Here is a 15,883-nt window from a genome sequence, read left to right as displayed (position 1 = left end):
TGGCGCGGCGGTTCCCCCGGCCGGTCGCGAGCCTCAGCCCGCCGCCCGCTTGAAGGTTCCCACGGCATGGGCGACCGGGGTTCCATCCCCGGCCCGGGCGGTGGCCTCGACAAACACGGTCTTGTGCCCGCCGCCGGTGATGCGCCCGGTGGCGCTGACCCGGCCCCGGGGCGCAGGGGCCAGAAAATTGACCGTCAGGCTGAGCGTCAGGAAGGGCACGCGCCCGTCATCGCCCCGCAGATGGCTGGCGGTGGCCCCCATCGCCGTGTCCAGCAGCGTCGCGATCAGCCCGCCGTGCAGGTTGCCCTGCCGGTTGGTGTGATCCTCGGTCACGGCCATGCTGACCGTCGCCCCCTCGGGGGCGAGGTCGATGGTATAGCCCAGCAGACGCGCGGTGCCGGTGACACCATGGGCGCGGGCGTCATTCATGCCGAAAGCTTCATGAACCGGGCCAGATGCCAATCCTCGTCGCCGAAACGGTGATCGACGGCGACCAGACGGCGGGCCACGTCCGAAAGCGCGTATTCCTCGGTCATGGCGATGCCGCCATGCATCTGGATCGCCTCTTCCGCCACCAGTCTGGCCACGCGGCCGATCAGGTTCTTCGCGGCGCTCACATGCCGGTCGCGGGTCGGCGCCGGGGCGCTCAGGTGCCCGGCAAGGTTGATGAGCGCCGAGCGCGCCATCTCGATCTCGATGGCGACATCGGCCATGCGGTGTTGCAGCGCCTGGAACTTGCCGATCGGCACGCCGAATTGCTTGCGGGTGCGCAGGTAGTCCAGCGTCATCGCCTTGGCCGTCTCCATCGCCCCCAGCGCATCGGCGCAGACCGCGAGCGTGGCGGCGGCGACACGGGCCTCCAGCGTTCCGGCATCGCCCAGAGGCTCGGCCGGGGCGCGGTCGAAGGTGATCTCGCTGATCGTGCCGCCCATCAACGCGGGCGTGGTGTGTAGCGTCACGCCCTGCGCTTTCGGATCGACGAGGAAGAGCGCGGTCTTGCCCTGCGCGACGGCCGAGACGACCAGCAGATCGGCGCCCTCGGCATTGGTGGCGAAGCTCTTGCGCCCGGACAGATGCCCGTCATGGACCGAGGCCGAGACCGGCCCGAGGTCATAGCGCATCCCCGGCTCGGCATGGGCCAGCGCGACCTTGAGGTCGCCGCCGATGATCCGTTCCACCAGATCGGCACGGCCCGCGTCGGCGATCAGCCCGCCCGCCAGCCCCGCCTCCAGCACCGGGGCGTCCGATCCGGCGCGGCCCAGTTCCTCGAAGATCACGGCGATGTCGAAGCCCTGGCCGCCGAAGCCGCCCTCGTCCTCGGTAAAGAGCGCGCCCAGCACCCCCAGCTCGGCCAGCGCCGCCCAATCCGCCCCGCGCTCCAAGGAGCGGCGCAGCGAATCGGCCAGCATCCGGCGTTCTTCGGTATGGTTGAAATCCATGGTTCCGCCCCCCCCTCAGAGCCCCAGAATGGCCTTGGTAATGATCCCGCGCTGCACCTCGTTCGACCCGCCATAGATCGAGATCTTGCGGTTGTTGAGGTACACGTTCGACGCCTTGGCCGAATAGTCCGGCCCCGGGTGGTAGAGGTTCCCCTCCATCTGTTCGGACACGAAGGGCATGGCCCAGGGGCCCACCGCGCGCCGGGCCAGATCGTTGATCTGCTGGCGCATGATCGAGCCCTTGATCTTCAGCATCGAACTTTCCGCCCCGGGCGCCTTGCCCGCATCGGCGCCCGCCACGGTGCGCAGGTTGAAGGTGGCCATGGCCATCAGCTCGATCTCGAACCGGGCCAGCCGCGCGGCGAAGAGCGGATCCTCGATCAGCGGACGGCCGTGCTGCATCTCGCTATGCGCCAGCCGCTTCAGCGCCTGCAGCCCGGCATTGGTGCCGCCCACGCCCGCAATGCCGGTCCGTTCATGGGTCAGCAGGTATTTGGCATAGGTCCAGCCCTCGTTCTCCTTGCCGACCAGGTTCTCGACCGGGACCTTCACATCGGTGAACCAGACCTCGTTCACCTCATGCTCGCCGTCGATCAGGATGATCGGCCGGACCTCGATCCCGGGGGTCTCCATGTCGATCAGCAGGAAGCTGATGCCTTCCTGCGGCTTGCCCTCGGTCCCGGTGCGCACGAGGCAGAAGATCTTGTTGGCGTATTGACCCAGCGTGGTCCAGGTCTTCTGCCCGTTGACGATGTAATGATCTCCCTCCCGCACCGCGCGGGTCTTGAGCGAGGCCAGATCCGAGCCCGCGCCGGGTTCGGAATAGCCCTGGCACCACCAATCCTCGCCCGACAGGATACGGGGCAGGTAGTAATCCTGCTGCTCCTTCGAGCCGAAGGCCTGCAGCACCGGGGCCAGCATCGCCACGCCGAAGGGGACGATGCGCGGCGCATGGGCCAGTGCGCATTCCTCCTCGAAGATGTGTTTCTGCACGGCCGACCATTCCTGACCGCCGAATTTCTTCGGCCAGGGACCGGAGAGATAGCCCTGCTCGGCCAGCGCCAGATGCCAGAGGTCGTAATCGGCCTTGCTCAGCTGGGTGGCCGAGGCGACCTTGGCGGCGATCTCGGGCGGGAGCTTGGCCTTGAGGAAGGCGCGGACTTCCTCGCGGAAGGCCATTTCCTCGGCGGTATAGTTCAGGTCCATGACTTCCTCCCTCAGAAGATCTCGAACAGGCCCGCGGCCCCGGCGCCGCCGCCGATGCACATGGTGACGACGCCCCATTTCGCCTTGCGGCGGCGGCCTTCCAGCAGGATATGCCCCGCCATCCGCGCCCCCGACATGCCGTAGGGGTGGCCGATGGCGATCGAGCCGCCATTGACGTTGTATTTCTCGGGGTCGATGCCCAGCTGGTCGCGGCAGTAAAGGCACTGGCTGGCGAAGGCCTCGTTCAATTCCCACAGGTCGATGTCGTCGACGATCAGCCCCGCCCGGTCCAGCAGCCGCGGCACGGCATAGATCGGCCCCACGCCCATCTCGTCAGGCTCGCAGCCCGCGACGGCGAAACCGCGGAAGGCGCCGAGGGGTTCGAGGCCCAGTTGCTCGGCCTCCCTGGCTTCCATCAGCACCAGCGAGGCGGCGCCGTCCGAAAGCTGGCTGGCGTTGCCCGCCGTGACGAAATTGCCGGGGCCGCGCACGGGGTCGAGCGAGGCCAGCCCGTCGAGCGTGGTCGACGGCCGGTTGCATTCGTCCTGGGTCAGCGTCACCGCTTTCTCGCTGATCTCCTTCGTCACCTTGTCCTGAACGCCCATCATCACGTCCATCGGCACGATTTCATCGGCGAAGATCCCGCCCGCCTGCGCCGCCGCGATCCGCTGCTGCGAGCGCAGCGCGTATTCGTCCTGCGCCTCGCGGCTGACGCCATAGCGCTGGGCGACGATATCGGCGGTGTCGATCATCGGCAGATAGAGTTCCGGCTTGTGTTCGAGGATCCACGGCTCGGGTGCGTTCCGGGGGCTCGGCTGGTTGAGGCTGATGCTTTCGACGCCCCCCACCAGCATGGCACGCGCGCTTTCCTGGGTTATCATGTGGGCGCCCATGGCGATGGCCTGCAACCCGCTGGCGCAGAAGCGGTTCACCGTGGTGCCCGCCACGCTGACCGGCAGGCCGGCGCGGATCACCACCTGGCGGGCCATGTTGCCGCCGGTGACGTTTTCGGGCAGCGCGCAGCCCCAGATCGAATCCTCGATCAGCGCCGGGTCGATCCCCGCGCGGTCCACGGCATGGCGCGCGGCATGGGCGGCGATGGTCACGCCATGGGTCTTGTTGAAGGCGCCGCGATAGGCCTTGCCGATGGCGGTGCGGGCGGTGGAAACGATGACGGCTTCACGCATGGTTCTTGCTCCTCCCCGGGGGAAAGGCGCGCCGCGCGGGGCGCGCCCCGTTGGTCAGTTCAGATCGGCGAAGGTCTTGCCCTCGGCCACCAGTTTCGTCAGCAGCGGCGCGGGTTCGAAGATCGCGTCGCCCGCCTGATAGGCCGCCTCGACGCTGGCCAGCACCTTGTCCAGCCCCACGGCATCGGCGTAATGCATCGGCCCGCCCCGGAAACGCGGGAAACCGTAGCCGAAGAGCTTGGTCACATCCACGTCGAGCGGGCGCAGCGCGATCCCCTCGCCCACCACCTTGGCGCCCTCGTTTATCATCGCCGCCATGTAGCGCTCGACGATCTCCGCGTCGGTGAAGCTGCGCGGCGTGATCCCCTTGGCGTTGCGCTCGCGGGCGATGATCTCCTCGACCTCGGGGTCGGGGCGGCCCTTGGGGCTGGCTTCGTCGTAAACATAATGTCCGTGGCCGGTCTTGCGACCCAGCCGGCCCATTTCGTACAGCACATCGCCCCATTCGCCCCAACGCTCGCCCGGCTTGCGGGTCGGCGCCAGACGCTTGCGGGTCAGGTAGCCGATGTCGATGCCCGCAAGGTCGGCCACCGCATAGGGCCCCATGGCGAAGCCGAAATCCTCCAGCGCCTTGTCCACCTGGAAGGGCGAGGCGCCTTCCAGCACCATGATATCGGCCGCCGTGCGATAGGTCTTGAGGATGCGGTTGCCGATGAACCCGTCGCAGACACCGGCGCGGACCGGGACCTTCTTCAGCGCCTTGGCCAGCGCGAAGCCGGTGGCCACGACATCCTTGGCGGTCTTGGCGGCGACCACGATTTCCAAAAGCCGCATGACATGCGCCGGGCTGAAGAAATGCAGGCCGATCACATCCTCGGGGCGTTTGGTCATGGCGGCGATCTCGTCCACGTCCAGATACGAGGTGTTCGTGGCCAGCACCGCGCCCGGCTTGCAGACGGCATCGAGCTTGGTGAAGACATCCTTCTTCACCTCCATCGACTCGAAGACCGCCTCGATCACCAGATCGGCGTTGGACAATCTGGCGTAATCGTCGGTCACCAAGAGCTTGTCGGCCAGCAGCATGTCGCGCGCATCCGCCCCCAGCTTGCCGCGCTTCACGCTGTCCGCGAGCGTGCGGGCGATGCCGTTATGCGCCTTCTCGACCGCTTCGGCGTCGCGTTCGATCAGCACCACCGAGAGCCCGTTCAGCAGGCAGGAGACGGCGATGCCGCCGCCCATCGTGCCGCCGCCGATCACGCCGATCTGCGCCAGCTTGCGCGGCTCCACGCCCTTCAACTCGGGCAGCGAGGCCACCTTCCGCTCGCTGAAGAAGGCGTGGATCATGGCGGCGCGCTGGGGGGTCTGCATCATGTCCCAGAAGGCCGCGCGTTCCAGCTTCATCCCCTCGGCGAAGGGCAGTCTGGTGCCCTCGACCGCCGTGTCGATGGCGCGCAGGTGGCAGACATGGCCGGGGTTGGCCTTCGCCACCTTCTTCTTCAGCGCCGCCAGCGCCTCGGCATCGGTCGGCGGCACCGACATCTCGCTGACCCGGCGCACCTGCAGGCCCTCGGCCAGAACCTTGCGAGCGAAGGTCATCCCGGCCTCGAAGGGGTCGGCGGTCGAGAGTTCGTCGACGATCCCCAGCGCCAGACAATCCTCGGCCTTGACCTGCGCGGCCGAGGTGAAGATCTCGGACGCGGGCACGATGCCGATCAGCCGCGGCAGGCGCTGCGTACCGCCGGCGCCGGGCAGCAGGCCCAGATTGACCTCGGGCAGGCCGATCCGCGCGCCTTTCAGCATCACCCGGTAATGACAGCCCAGCGCCACCTCGAACCCGCCACCCAGCGCCGTGCCGTGGATCACGCAGACCACCGGCTTTTCGCTGGCCTCGATCCGGTGGATCACATCGGGCAGATGCGGCTCCTTCGGGGTCTTGCCGAATTCGGTGATATCGGCCCCGGCGATGAAGGTGCGCCCCTCGGCCACCAGCACCGCGACCTTCTCGGGCGAGGCGGCGAAGTGCGCGGCGGCAGCGACAAGCCCTTCACGCACCGCGTGGCTGGTGGCGTTCACCGGCGGGTTGTCGATGCGGATCACGGCGATATCGCCGTGGGATTCATAGCGGACGGGACCTTCCATCACGGACTCCTCTCAGGTCGAAACGGGAAACGCGCCATCTGGCGCGGCGAATAGCGCATGGCCGATGCGGCGGCAGGTCTGGACCAGATCCTCGCCGATGGCGCGGCGGGCGTCATCATCCATCTGCCCGGCCAACGAGATGCTGGACATACCATAGCGCGCCTGACCCGCGGCATCCACGATCAGCGCGCCGACCACATCGACACCGACATAGAGCTGGCCCAGATCCTCGGCATAGCCGTCGCGGCCCGCGGCCTCGATACTGGCGCGGTAGGCGGCGAAATCGGGCGGCGGGCTTTCCCAGCGCAGCGCGTCGTAATGGCGGCGGATCTCGGCCTCGGGCAGGCCGCGCTGGGCGGCCAGCACCCGGCCGACGCCGCCGGTATAGGCGGGCAGGCGCTTGCCCAGCGGCAGGTCCACGCGGGTCGCGGCGGGCTCGAAAGCGCGTTCGATCAGGACGATGCGGTCGTCGCCGGTGATGTGCCACAGGCACATCAGCACGCGGTACTGACGGGCGAGGCGTTCCAGTTCCGGGCGGATCAGGTCGCCGGGGTTGGTGCCCAGCACGCCCACCGCCAGTTCGACCAGCCCCAGACCGGGGCGATAGGTCTTGTCGCCCGCGTCGAAGGTCACCAGCCCCTCGGCCGCCAAGGTCCGCAGGAGGTTGAAACAGGTGGAGGGGCTGACGCCGGTGGCGCGGGAAATGGCGTTGACGCCCGCAGGCCGACCCAGGGCCGAGAGGTGCCGCAGGATGCGCAGCGCATGCACCAGCGCCCCCACCGGACGCTGCAAGGCGGCCTCGTCGCTCAAGCGGCATTCCCCCCTTGGAATGGCATTCTCTATCTGGAATTTGGTACTCGCCACTCTTCCCGCTGTCCAGCGGCAAATCCTCTGGACGTAACGTCGCCGGGCTCTAGCTTTGAGCCGGGCCATGCCCGGAACAAGGCGCCCGAGCCGAGGCCGCCAGAACGGAGGAAATGTGACGGTCGACCAGATCAGCCTTTTGCTGCAACGCGTCGCCGGGGGGGACCGTTCCGCCTTCGAGGCGCTCTATGCCGCCACCGCCGCGAAACTATCCGGCGTGCTGACCCGTATCCTCGGCAACAGAGCCGAGGTGGATGACGCCATGCAGGAAGTTTTCATAAGGGTCTGGCAACGATCCGCCCAGTACCGCCCCGAACGGGGGGCGGGCATGAGCTGGCTCATTGCCGTGGCCCGCAATCACGCGCTGGACCGGCTGCGGGCCCGGCCCGAACGCGCCGGGTTCCGTCAGGAGGTCGCGCGCGACGAGGACGGGCAGGACCCGCTGGACCGTATCGCCGACACGGCGGTCGGGGCCGAAGCCGGCCTCATCGCCCAGGGCGAGGCGCGGCGCGTTGTCGATTGCTTCGACGAGCTGGAAAATGACCGCGCCCTTGCGATCAAGGGTGCCTATCTGCAAGGGCTCTCATATGTAGACCTCGCCGAACGCCACGGCGTGCCGCTGAACACGATGCGGACGTGGTTGCGCCGGGGCCTGCTGCGCCTGAGGGAGTGCCTGGACAGATGAGCGACACCTTTCAATCCGACGCCTGGCCGCCCGAGGACCGCGACGACCTTCTGGCCGCGGAATACGTGCTGGGCGTGCTGCCCGCGCCCGAGCGGCAGGCGGTGGCCAAGCGCGCCGAGCTTGAAGGCGCGTTGCAGGAACGCATCGCCGCCTGGGAGAACCGGCTGGCGCTGCTGAACGCGGCCTACGAGGATGGCCCCGTCTCGCCCGAGGTCTTCCCCCGGGTCGAGGCGGCGCTCTTCGGGGGGGACGAGGCCCCGGCCCCGGCCGGACGCCGCCGCTTCGGCTGGCTGTGGCTGAGCGGGACGCTGGTGGCGGCGGTGCTGGCGCTGGCCGTGGTGATCTGGCCGCAATTCCCGCCGCAACCGGCCGAGCTGGTCGCCCGGCTGGATGGCGGCGCGCTGGTGTTCGAGGCCCGCTTCGACGGCGCGATGTTGCAGATCGACCGCAGCGGCCCGGGTGCGGGCGCGGGGCAGGACTATCAGCTCTGGGCGATCGGCGAGGACGGCGTGCCGCGCTCGCTGGGCCTGCTCAGGGGCGATCACGAGGCGCTGGCCACCGATGCCGTCGGCCCGGGCGTGACGCTGGCCGTCTCGCTGGAGCCCGAGGGCGGATCGCCCGGCGATCTGCCGACCGGGCCGGTTCTGGCCGCGGCGCCGCTCACCAGCCTCTGACCCAAGCGGCTCTGCTCACGAGCCTGTGACAAAGAAAAAGGGCGCGGCAGGAAACTGCCGCGCCTTTCGCTTCGTAACTGGGTCATGGGCAAAGGAAACGCCCCTGATCTGGTTCCAAGGGAGAAACCACATGAAAACGCTTTTTGCTGCTGCCGCCATCACCGCCTTCAGCTCGACCTTCGCGCTGGCCAATCCGACCGTCGGCGGTGCGCCGATGATGGAATCGATGAACATCATCGAGAACGCGGTGAACTCGCCGATCCACACCACGCTGGTTGCCGCCGTTCAGGCCGCGGGCCTGGTGGACACGCTGCAGGGCGAGGGCCCCTTCACCGTGCTGGCGCCGACCGATGAAGCCTTCGCCATGCTGCCCGCGGGCACCGTCGAGGACCTGCTGAAGCCGGAAAACCTGCAGACCCTGCAGACCATCCTGACCTGCCACGTGATCCCGGCCCGCGCGCTTTGGGGTGACATCAACGGCATGATCTCGGCCGATGGCGGCTCGCATACCTTCACCACCGTGGGCGGCTGCGAATTCACCGCCACCAACGTGGATGGCGTCATCACCATCGAAGACGGTCAGGGCAACATGGCCCATGTCACCACCGCCGACGTGATCCAGTCGAACGGCGTGATCCATGTGATCGACCACGTCCTGCTGCCGGCGATGTAAGATCCGGCCCATCGGTTGCAGAAGGCCCCGGTCCCTTGCGGATCGGGGCTTTTTTCATGGCTGGTGGTCGGGGAATGGTGGGTGATGACGGACTCGAACCGCCGACATTCTCGGTGTAAACGAGACGCTCTACCAACTGAGCTAATCACCCGCGCCGCCCTGATAGCGCAAGCGGGCCCCCGCTCGCAAGGGTGGCTCGCGTTAAGCCTGCGTTAACCAAGGGGCGCGACACTCGCGGGATGCGCCCGCTCCTTGCCCTTCTGCTGCTTGCCGCCTGTGCCTCGCCCGACCGTGCCTTCTGGGGGGCCGAGGAAGGGCGCGTCACGCTCGACGGCCGCGACTATGCGGTCTACGTGGACCGTGACCGGGCGCGGCCCCGGGTGCAGGTGATCCGCCTTGGCTATGCCCGCCGCGGCCAGCACCAGGCGATCCTGGCCGCCATGCCCCGCGCCGCCGAGGCCGTCAGCGGCTGCGCGCTGGTCGCGGGCAGCGCGCAGGGCGACAGCGGGGTGATGAATGCGCGGCTCGACTGCGGCGGCTGAGGTCGGCCGGGCACAACTTGAGCAAGATCAAGGACACCGCCGCCACCGCCGCTATGCTTGGCGAAACCAGTACGAGAGGGATGACCATGTTTCGCCTGACGAGCCTGCTGTACGCCATCGTCGGAACCACGCTGGCCGGGATCGGCGTCGTGGTTGCGGTGTCGCTGAACCTGTACGACTTCCAGTCGATCATCGTGGCGGCGGTCATCGGCGCGTTGCTGGCGCTGCCGGTCAGCTGGCTGGTGGCGCGCAAGCTGCAATCGCTCTGACGGATCAGTCGAAGAACACCCGCAGCGTCGCCTCGAAATCGCGCGGCTTTTCGGCATGCAGCCAATGGCCCGCGCCGGGCAGTTTGGCGAAACGCGCCTGCGGGAACAGGGCGCGGATCGCCGGGCGGGCCTCGGGCGTGACGTAATCGGACAGCGCGCCGGACAGGAACAGCGTGGGACCGGTATAGGGCGTCAGGCCGCTCGTGTCCGGCCAGCCGGTGATAAGGTCCATTTGCCGCTCCAGCGCGTCGAGGTTGAGCCGCCAGCAGGGCGGCTCGGCCTTCAGATCCAGCGATTGCAGCAGGAAGGCGCGCACGCCGGGGTCGCTGACCGTCTCGGCCAGCCGCGCATCGGCCTCGCGCCGGTTGTCGAGCCCGCTCAGGTCGAGGCCGCGCATGGCGGCGATCAGGTGATTCTGGCTGTGGCCATAAGCGACGGGCGCGATATCGGCCACCACCAGCCGGTTGACCAGCTCGGGCCGGGTCAGGGCCAGCCACATCGAGGTCTTGCCACCCATCGAATGCCCCATCACGTCCATGGGCCGGCCCTCGGCCTCGATCACCGCGGCGAGGTCGGCGGCCATGGCGGGATAGGTATGCTCCTCGTCCCAGAAACTGCCCGCATGGTTGCGCATGTCCACCGCCACCACGGCGCGGCTGTCGGAGATGCGCTTGGCGATGGCCCCCCAGTTGCGGGCCGAGCCGAAAAGCCCGTGCACGATCAGCAAGGGCGGCAGATCGGTCGGCGTGCCGTGGCGGAGGGTGGTCAGCAGGGGCATGTCAGACCTCAATCTTCGACGGGCGTGAGCGGGGCGCGGGCTGTGGCCTCCGGCAGGACCGCCAGGGCCACCATGAGCGCGACATAAAGGAACAGCACCCACGAGCCAAGGGTCGCGAGGCTGACCCATTCATGCACCGCCTGCCCGTCATAGAGCCAGGTGCCGGTGACGGTGCCCAGATTCTCGGCCAGCCAGACCCCCAGCGCCGACAGCACGAGCGACAGCAGCATCGGCATCCACCAGCGCCGTCCCGGGCAGGGCGTGAACCAGATTCGCGTCCGCCAGAAAGTCAGCAGGATCAGCGCGAAAAGGCCGATCCGCAGGTCGATCCACAGATGCTGGGTGAAGAAATTCGCATAGATCGCCGCGGCCAGGGCAAAGGCCACGGGGCGCGGCGGATAGGGGGCGAAGGTCATGTCGAAAATGCGGATCATGCGGATCACGCAGACGCCGACCGCCGCATACATGGCGCCGACGAAGAGCGGCACATGGGCCACGGCGAAGGCGCCTTCCTCGGGATAGGACCAGTGACCGCTGGCGGTGTTGTAGCCCTCGATCCCCAGCCCCAGCACGGAAAAGGCGACCAGGGCCGCCACTTCCTCGCGCGATTCCAGCCGGTAATGCAGGAAAAGCGCCTGGGTCAGCAGCGCGACGAGGAAAAGCGCGTCATAGCGGGCAACCGGCCAGGCCGGGTCCCACAGCAGGTTCGACAGCAAGATGGCGACAAGCAGCACGCCGCCGAAGAGCCCGGCCCAGAGATGCTTGAGCACGAACATCGCCGGCTCCTCGATCGGAGCCGGCAGGCGCGCGCGGACCGTGTCGCCCAACGCGCGTTCGAGCCGCCGTGTCGCCCGTCCGCCCAGCGCTCAGAGCCCGGGGTAGAGCGGGAAGCGGTCACAAAGGGCCTGCACCTTGGCGCGGACGGCGGCCTCGACCTCGGCATTGCCACCCTCGCCATGGGCGGCGAGCCCGTCCACCACCTCGACGATCCAGTCGGCGATCTGGCGGAACTCGGCCTCGCTGAAGCCGCGGGTGGTGCCGGCGGGGGTGCCCAGCCGGATGCCCGAGGTGACGAAGGGCTTTTCCGGGTCAAACGGAATGCCGTTCTTGTTGCAGGTGATATGGGCGCGGCCCAGCGCCGCCTCGGCCGCCTTGCCGGTCACCTTCTTCGGCCGCAGGTCGGCCAGCATCAGGTGGTTGTCGGTCCCGCCCGAGACGATGTTGATCCCGCCCTTGAGCAGCTGATCGGCCATCGCCTGCGCGTTCTTCACCACCTGCGCCGCGTAATCCTTGAAGCCGGGCTCCAGCGCCTCGCCGAAGGCCACGGCCTTGGCGGCGATCACATGCATCAGCGGCCCGCCCTGCAGACCCGGGAACACGGCCGAGTTGATCTTCTTGGCGATGTCCGGGTCGTTGCACAGGATCATCCCGCCCCGCGGGCCGCGCAGCGACTTGTGGGTCGTCGTGGTGCAGACATGCGCGTGCTCCAGCGGCGAGGGATGGACGCCCCCCGCCACGAGACCCGCGATATGCGCCATGTCGACGTGCAGATAGGCCCCGACCTCGTCGGCGATCTCGCGGAAGGCGGCCCAGTCCCAGACGCGGGAATAGGCAGTGCCACCGGCCAGGATCAGCTTCGGCTTGTGCTCGCGCGCCTTGGCCCGGACCTCGTCCATATCGAGGATCTGGTCCTGCGCCCGCACCCCGTAGGAGACGACGTTGAACCACTTGCCCGACATGTTGACCGGGCTGCCATGCGTCAGGTGCCCGCCCGAATTGAGGTCGAGGCCCATGAAGGTGTCGCCGGGCTGCAAGAGCGCCAGGAACACCGCCTGGTTCATCTGGCTGCCCGAGTTCGGCTGCACGTTGGCGAAGTTGCAGCCGAAGAGCTGCTTGGCGCGCTCGATCGCCAGTTCCTCGGCGATGTCGACATACTGGCAGCCGCCGTAATAGCGCTTGCCCGGATAGCCCTCGGCATACTTGTTCGTCATGACCGAGCCCTGGGCCTGCATCACCGCCTTGGACACGATGTTTTCCGAGGCGATCAGCTCGATCTCGTCGCGCTGACGGCCCAGTTCGAGGCCGATGGCCCGGGCGATCTCGGGGTCGCGGGTGGCGAGGTCTTCGGTGAAGAAGCCGGTCGAGGGGGTCATGCGCATCTCCGGGGCAAGGCAAGGGGGCTGTCGTGGCGCTGTTTATCGCAGCCCCGCCTGTGCGGAAAGCGCTGAAAACGCCGCAATGCGCGCCGGATGCGAATTGCCCTTTCCGATTGCGGGCCCGCGCCGCATTTGCGAAACCTGACGGGCCGGGACGAGCGGGAGAGAAACGTGACCACAGGGCAGGGCCGCCGACGCCCCATCGTCTTTCTGGCCAGCCATGCCGAGGCGGCGCAGGCCGCCCGCGCGGAACTGGTGGGGCTCTATGGCGAGGCGCCGCTGGCGCAGGCCGGGGTGATCGTGGCGCTGGGCGGCGACGGTTTCATGCTGGAGACGCTGCACGCCACCCAGCACCGCGATGTGCCGGTCTACGGGATGAACCGGGGCACGGTCGGCTTTCTGATGAACAATTACGCGACCGAGGATCTGCCCGCCCGGCTGGAGGCGGCGCAGGAGACGGTGCTGAACCCGCTGGCGATGAAAGCGACCGACCGCAAGGGCGTGGTGCACGAGGCGCTGGCGATCAACGAGGTCTCGCTCCTGCGCGCCGGGCCGCAGGCGGCGCGGCTTCGGATTTCCGTCGACGGGCTGGTGCGGATGGAGGAACTGGTCTGCGACGGCGCGCTCTTGGCCACGCCGGCCGGGTCCACCGCGTACAACTACTCGGCCCATGGCCCGATCCTGCCGATCGGCGCCGATGTGCTGGCCCTGACGGCAGTCGCCGCCTTCCGCCCCCGCCGCTGGCGCGGCGCGCTGCTGCCCAAGGCGGCCTCGGTCCGCTTCGACGTGCTGGACCCGGGCAAGCGGCCGGTGATGGCGGAAGGGGACGGACAATCGGTGCGCGACGTGGTCTCGGTCGAGGTCCGCTCGGAACCCCGGATCCGCCACCGGCTGCTCTTCGACCCCGGCCACGGGCTGGAGGAACGCCTGATCCGCGAGCAGTTCTTCTGAAAAGGGGGGAGGGGTTTCGCCCTCGTCGGGAGCGGCTTCGCCGCGCCCTCCTCGGGCGACCAGCGGCGCCGCGTGCCGCGGCGCCGAAGGGAGGGGGCCTTCTGCCCCCTCTTGGCTTTCAGCCAATTCACCCCCGAGGATATTTGCGGCGCAAAGAAGGGCCTTAACCCTTCCTTAACCTCGTATCTTCGTTCTGAAAATATCCCGGGGGGTGAGGCGCGCCTCGCGCGCCGAGGGGGGCTGGCCCCCCTCCTTTTGTCTCACCGCGTCGGGACAGGGACTTCGCCCCGGTAATCGTAGAAACCGCGCTGGGTCTTGCGGCCCAGCCAGCCGGCCTCGACATATTTGGTCAGCAGCGGGCAAGGGCGGTACTTGGTATCCGCCAGCCCGTCATGCAGCACGTTCATGATCGCGAGGCAGGTGTCGAGCCCGATGAAATCCGCCAGTTCCAGCGGGCCCATCGGGTGGTTGGCCCCCAGTTTCAGCGATTCGTCGATCGATTTGACCGAGCCCACGCCCTCGTAAAGCGTGTAGACCGCCTCGTTGATCATCGGCATCAGGATGCGGTTGACGATGAAGGCCGGGAAATCCTCGGCCGAGGCGGCGGTCTTGCCCAGCTTCTCGACCACCGCATGCATGGTCTTGTAGGTCGCGTCATCCGTGGCGATGCCGCGGATCAGCTCCACCAGTTGCATCACCGGCACCGGGTTCATGAAATGGAAACCCATGAAGCGTTCGGGCCGGTCGGTGCGGCTGGCCAGCCGGGTGATCGAGATGGACGAGGTGTTCGAGGTCAGGATCGTATGCGGTTTCAGATGCGGCAGCAGATCCTCGAAGATCGCCTGCTTGACCATCTCGCGCTCGGTCGCGGCCTCGATCACCAGATCGGTCGGGCCGACATCGGCCAGCCGGGTCGTGGTGCGGATCCGGGCGAGGGCGGCGGCCTTGACCTCCGGCTCGATCTTGCCGCGCTGCACCTGGCGTTCGAGGTTCTTGTCGATCAGCGCCAGCGCCCGGCTCAGCGCGTCCTCCGAGATGTCGTTGAGCACCACATCGAAGCCGGCCATGGCGAAGACATGGGCGATCCCGTTGCCCATCTGCCCCGCGCCGACGATCCCCACGCTCTGAATGTCCATGACCTGTCCCCGGTTGATTGCGGCGACCTTATGCATCCGGCGCCGGGGGGCGCAAGTCTTACCCCGCGGCGAAACCGGGCGGGGTTAGGGGATTGTAAGCATTCGGGGATAGAATTCCTGGCGGGCGATGAAAGGGGACGGGCCATGCAACACTTTCCGCAACCGCTGGACCGCGGGCGCGCGGGCGTGCCGCCTCTGGGGCAGAGCCCGGCCTGCGCCGCGCTGCGCCACCGGGCGCTGATGCTGATCGGGCCGCGGGGGCCGGACCGGATGGCGGGGCCGCTGGGGACGCGGGTGCTGGACCGGCTGCTGGTGCCCGCCGCGCAGGTCGAAGGCGTGGACCTGCATCTGGCTGACCCGGCGCTGGCGGGGCGGGCGCGCTGGGCGGTCGCCTTCGCGCTGGTGCTGCCGCCGCTGGGCAATCTGTCCAATGTTTTCTACCGCGTGCATCCGCGCCGCAACGACCGGTTTCTGGCCGCGCGGGCGCCGCTCAAGGCCCTGTTTCCGGAGGTGGATTTCGCGGCCTTCGCCTTCACCGGCCATGCGCTGGGCAGTCTCGCTGCCGTCTGTCCCGAGCGTTTCACGCTGGTGCGCCGGGGGCTGGTCGAAGCCTGGGTGCCGCGGATGCGGCTGCTGGTGGAGGTTCTGCCGCCGCGGGGGGTGCTGATCGACTTGCCCGCGCCCGACTGGCTGCGCCGTCCGGTGACGGCGCGGGAAGGGCTGCGCCAGATCGCCCTTGATCCCGAAGATCGTGCGGAGGGCCTGGCACGGCTGCGCGCGGCACTGCTGCAGGGGGCGCTGTGAGGGGCGGCAAGGGCAAACGGCCCGCCATCTCTGGCGGGCCGCTGTCTCGGCTGCGTAGGGTGCGTGCTTGCACGCACCACCCCCTCACAGTTTCGCGGTCAGTTCCGGGACGAGGGTGAACAGGTCACCGACCAGACCGTAATCGGCGACCTGGAAGATCGGCGCCTCCTCGTCCTTGTTGATCGCCACGATCACCTTGGAATCCTTCATCCCCGCCAGATGCTGGATCGCGCCCGAGATGCCCACCGCCACGTAGAGCGCCGGGGCCACCACCTTGCCGGTCTGGCCGACCTGCCAGTCGTTCGGCGCATAGCCCGAATCCACCGCCGCGCGCGACGCGCCCACCGCCGCGCCCAGCTTGTCGGCCAGCGCCTCGATGA

Annotated in this window: 18 protein-coding genes and 1 tRNA gene; 7 read left to right on the top strand and 12 right to left on the bottom strand. The window is 68.3% G+C overall.

Annotated elements, in window-relative coordinates:
* Positions 1-33: 33 nt before the first annotated feature.
* The 6 genes from DDE23_RS13640 to DDE23_RS13615 are packed head-to-tail and all read right to left on the bottom strand — an operon-like array spanning position 34 to position 6,781.
* Positions 34-429 (bottom strand): PaaI family thioesterase, encoded by a 396-nt coding sequence (locus tag DDE23_RS13640; protein WP_107752300.1) that lies wholly within the window; start codon positions 427-429, stop codon positions 34-36.
* Positions 426-1,439, bottom strand: a complete 1,014-nt coding sequence (locus DDE23_RS13635) for an acyl-CoA dehydrogenase family protein (RefSeq protein ID WP_107752299.1) — start codon at positions 1,437-1,439, stop codon at positions 426-428. The genes DDE23_RS13640 and DDE23_RS13635 overlap by 4 nt, the downstream gene beginning before the upstream one ends.
* Positions 1,440-1,454: 15 nt before the next feature.
* Positions 1,455-2,645 (bottom strand): acyl-CoA dehydrogenase family protein, encoded by a 1,191-nt coding sequence (locus tag DDE23_RS13630; protein WP_107752298.1) that lies wholly within the window; start codon positions 2,643-2,645, stop codon positions 1,455-1,457.
* Between the two features lie 11 nt (positions 2,646-2,656).
* Positions 2,657-3,832 carry an acetyl-CoA C-acyltransferase gene (locus tag DDE23_RS13625; protein ID WP_107752297.1) on the bottom strand — a complete coding sequence of 392 codons (1,176 nt, stop codon included), beginning with the start codon at positions 3,830-3,832 and terminating at the stop codon, positions 2,657-2,659.
* Positions 3,833-3,886: 54 nt separating this feature from the next.
* Entirely contained in the window at positions 3,887-5,971 is a 2,085-nt protein-coding gene (locus tag DDE23_RS13620) for a 3-hydroxyacyl-CoA dehydrogenase NAD-binding domain-containing protein (RefSeq protein WP_107752296.1), read from the bottom strand.
* A gap of 12 nt (positions 5,972-5,983) precedes the next feature.
* Positions 5,984-6,781, bottom strand: coding sequence for an IclR family transcriptional regulator (locus tag DDE23_RS13615; protein ID WP_170121863.1), 798 nt, complete (start codon positions 6,779-6,781; stop codon positions 5,984-5,986).
* A 169-nt stretch (positions 6,782-6,950) separates the two neighbouring features.
* On the opposite strand from DDE23_RS13615, the gene DDE23_RS13610 reads away from it, so the two are divergent.
* From DDE23_RS13610 to DDE23_RS13600, 3 genes are all read left to right on the top strand, one after another.
* Positions 6,951-7,520: a sigma-70 family RNA polymerase sigma factor gene (locus tag DDE23_RS13610; protein ID WP_170121862.1), complete on the top strand. Its 570-nt coding sequence runs from the start codon at positions 6,951-6,953 to the stop codon at positions 7,518-7,520.
* Positions 7,517-8,194 carry an anti-sigma factor gene (locus DDE23_RS13605; protein ID WP_107752293.1) on the top strand — a complete coding sequence of 226 codons (678 nt, stop codon included), beginning with the start codon at positions 7,517-7,519 and terminating at the stop codon, positions 8,192-8,194. Before DDE23_RS13610 ends, DDE23_RS13605 begins: the two co-directional genes overlap by 4 nt.
* A 130-nt stretch (positions 8,195-8,324) precedes the next feature.
* Positions 8,325-8,867 carry a fasciclin domain-containing protein gene (locus DDE23_RS13600; RefSeq protein ID WP_107752292.1) on the top strand — a complete coding sequence of 181 codons (543 nt, stop codon included), beginning with the start codon at positions 8,325-8,327 and terminating at the stop codon, positions 8,865-8,867.
* 75 nt (positions 8,868-8,942) lie between these two features.
* On the opposite strand, the gene DDE23_RS13595 is transcribed toward DDE23_RS13600, so the two are convergent.
* A tRNA-Val gene (locus DDE23_RS13595) sits at positions 8,943-9,018 on the bottom strand.
* Between the two features lie 88 nt (positions 9,019-9,106).
* On the opposite strand from DDE23_RS13595, the gene DDE23_RS13590 reads away from it, so the two are divergent.
* On the top strand, positions 9,107-9,409 hold the full coding sequence (locus DDE23_RS13590) for a hypothetical protein (protein ID WP_107752291.1): 303 nt from the start codon (positions 9,107-9,109) through the stop codon (positions 9,407-9,409).
* 86 nt (positions 9,410-9,495) lie between these two features.
* Positions 9,496-9,678: a hypothetical protein gene (locus tag DDE23_RS13585; RefSeq protein ID WP_107752290.1), complete on the top strand. Its 183-nt coding sequence runs from the start codon at positions 9,496-9,498 to the stop codon at positions 9,676-9,678.
* Between the two features lie 4 nt (positions 9,679-9,682).
* Here the strand turns inward: DDE23_RS13585 and DDE23_RS13580 are convergent, their stop codons facing one another.
* The 3 genes from DDE23_RS13580 to glyA form a co-directional block, all read right to left on the bottom strand.
* The gene (locus DDE23_RS13580) at positions 9,683-10,456 is read right to left on the bottom strand and encodes an alpha/beta fold hydrolase (RefSeq protein ID WP_107752289.1); all 774 of its coding nucleotides are present in this window, start codon (positions 10,454-10,456) and stop codon (positions 9,683-9,685) included.
* Positions 10,457-10,464: 8 nt separating this feature from the next.
* Entirely contained in the window at positions 10,465-11,232 is a 768-nt protein-coding gene (locus DDE23_RS13575) for a DUF817 family protein (protein ID WP_107752288.1), read from the bottom strand.
* A gap of 90 nt (positions 11,233-11,322) precedes the next feature.
* Complete coding sequence (gene glyA, locus DDE23_RS13570; protein WP_107752287.1) at positions 11,323-12,609, bottom strand: serine hydroxymethyltransferase; 1,287 nt, start codon at positions 12,607-12,609, stop codon at positions 11,323-11,325.
* 174 nt (positions 12,610-12,783) lie between these two features.
* On the opposite strand from glyA, the gene DDE23_RS13565 reads away from it, so the two are divergent.
* Complete coding sequence (locus tag DDE23_RS13565) at positions 12,784-13,563, top strand: NAD kinase (protein WP_238149986.1); 780 nt, start codon at positions 12,784-12,786, stop codon at positions 13,561-13,563.
* 260 nt (positions 13,564-13,823) lie between these two features.
* Here DDE23_RS13565 and DDE23_RS13560 read toward each other — a convergent pair whose 3' ends face one another.
* Positions 13,824-14,699 (bottom strand): 3-hydroxybutyryl-CoA dehydrogenase, encoded by an 876-nt coding sequence (locus DDE23_RS13560; protein WP_107752285.1) that lies wholly within the window; start codon positions 14,697-14,699, stop codon positions 13,824-13,826.
* A 144-nt stretch (positions 14,700-14,843) separates the two neighbouring features.
* On the opposite strand from DDE23_RS13560, the gene DDE23_RS13555 reads away from it, so the two are divergent.
* The gene (locus DDE23_RS13555; protein ID WP_107752284.1) at positions 14,844-15,503 is read left to right on the top strand and encodes a DUF6473 family protein; all 660 of its coding nucleotides are present in this window, start codon (positions 14,844-14,846) and stop codon (positions 15,501-15,503) included.
* 84 nt (positions 15,504-15,587) lie between these two features.
* On the opposite strand, the gene DDE23_RS13550 is transcribed toward DDE23_RS13555, so the two are convergent.
* Positions 15,588-15,883: electron transfer flavoprotein subunit alpha/FixB family protein (locus DDE23_RS13550; RefSeq protein ID WP_202863262.1), on the bottom strand; the 296-nt coding region annotated here is incomplete at its 5' end.

The sequence above is a fragment of the Pararhodobacter aggregans genome (assembly GCF_003075525.1).
Taxonomy (GTDB): Bacteria; Pseudomonadota; Alphaproteobacteria; order Rhodobacterales; family Rhodobacteraceae; genus Pararhodobacter; species Pararhodobacter aggregans.
This window is presented reverse-complemented; position numbering and strand designations above follow the sequence as displayed.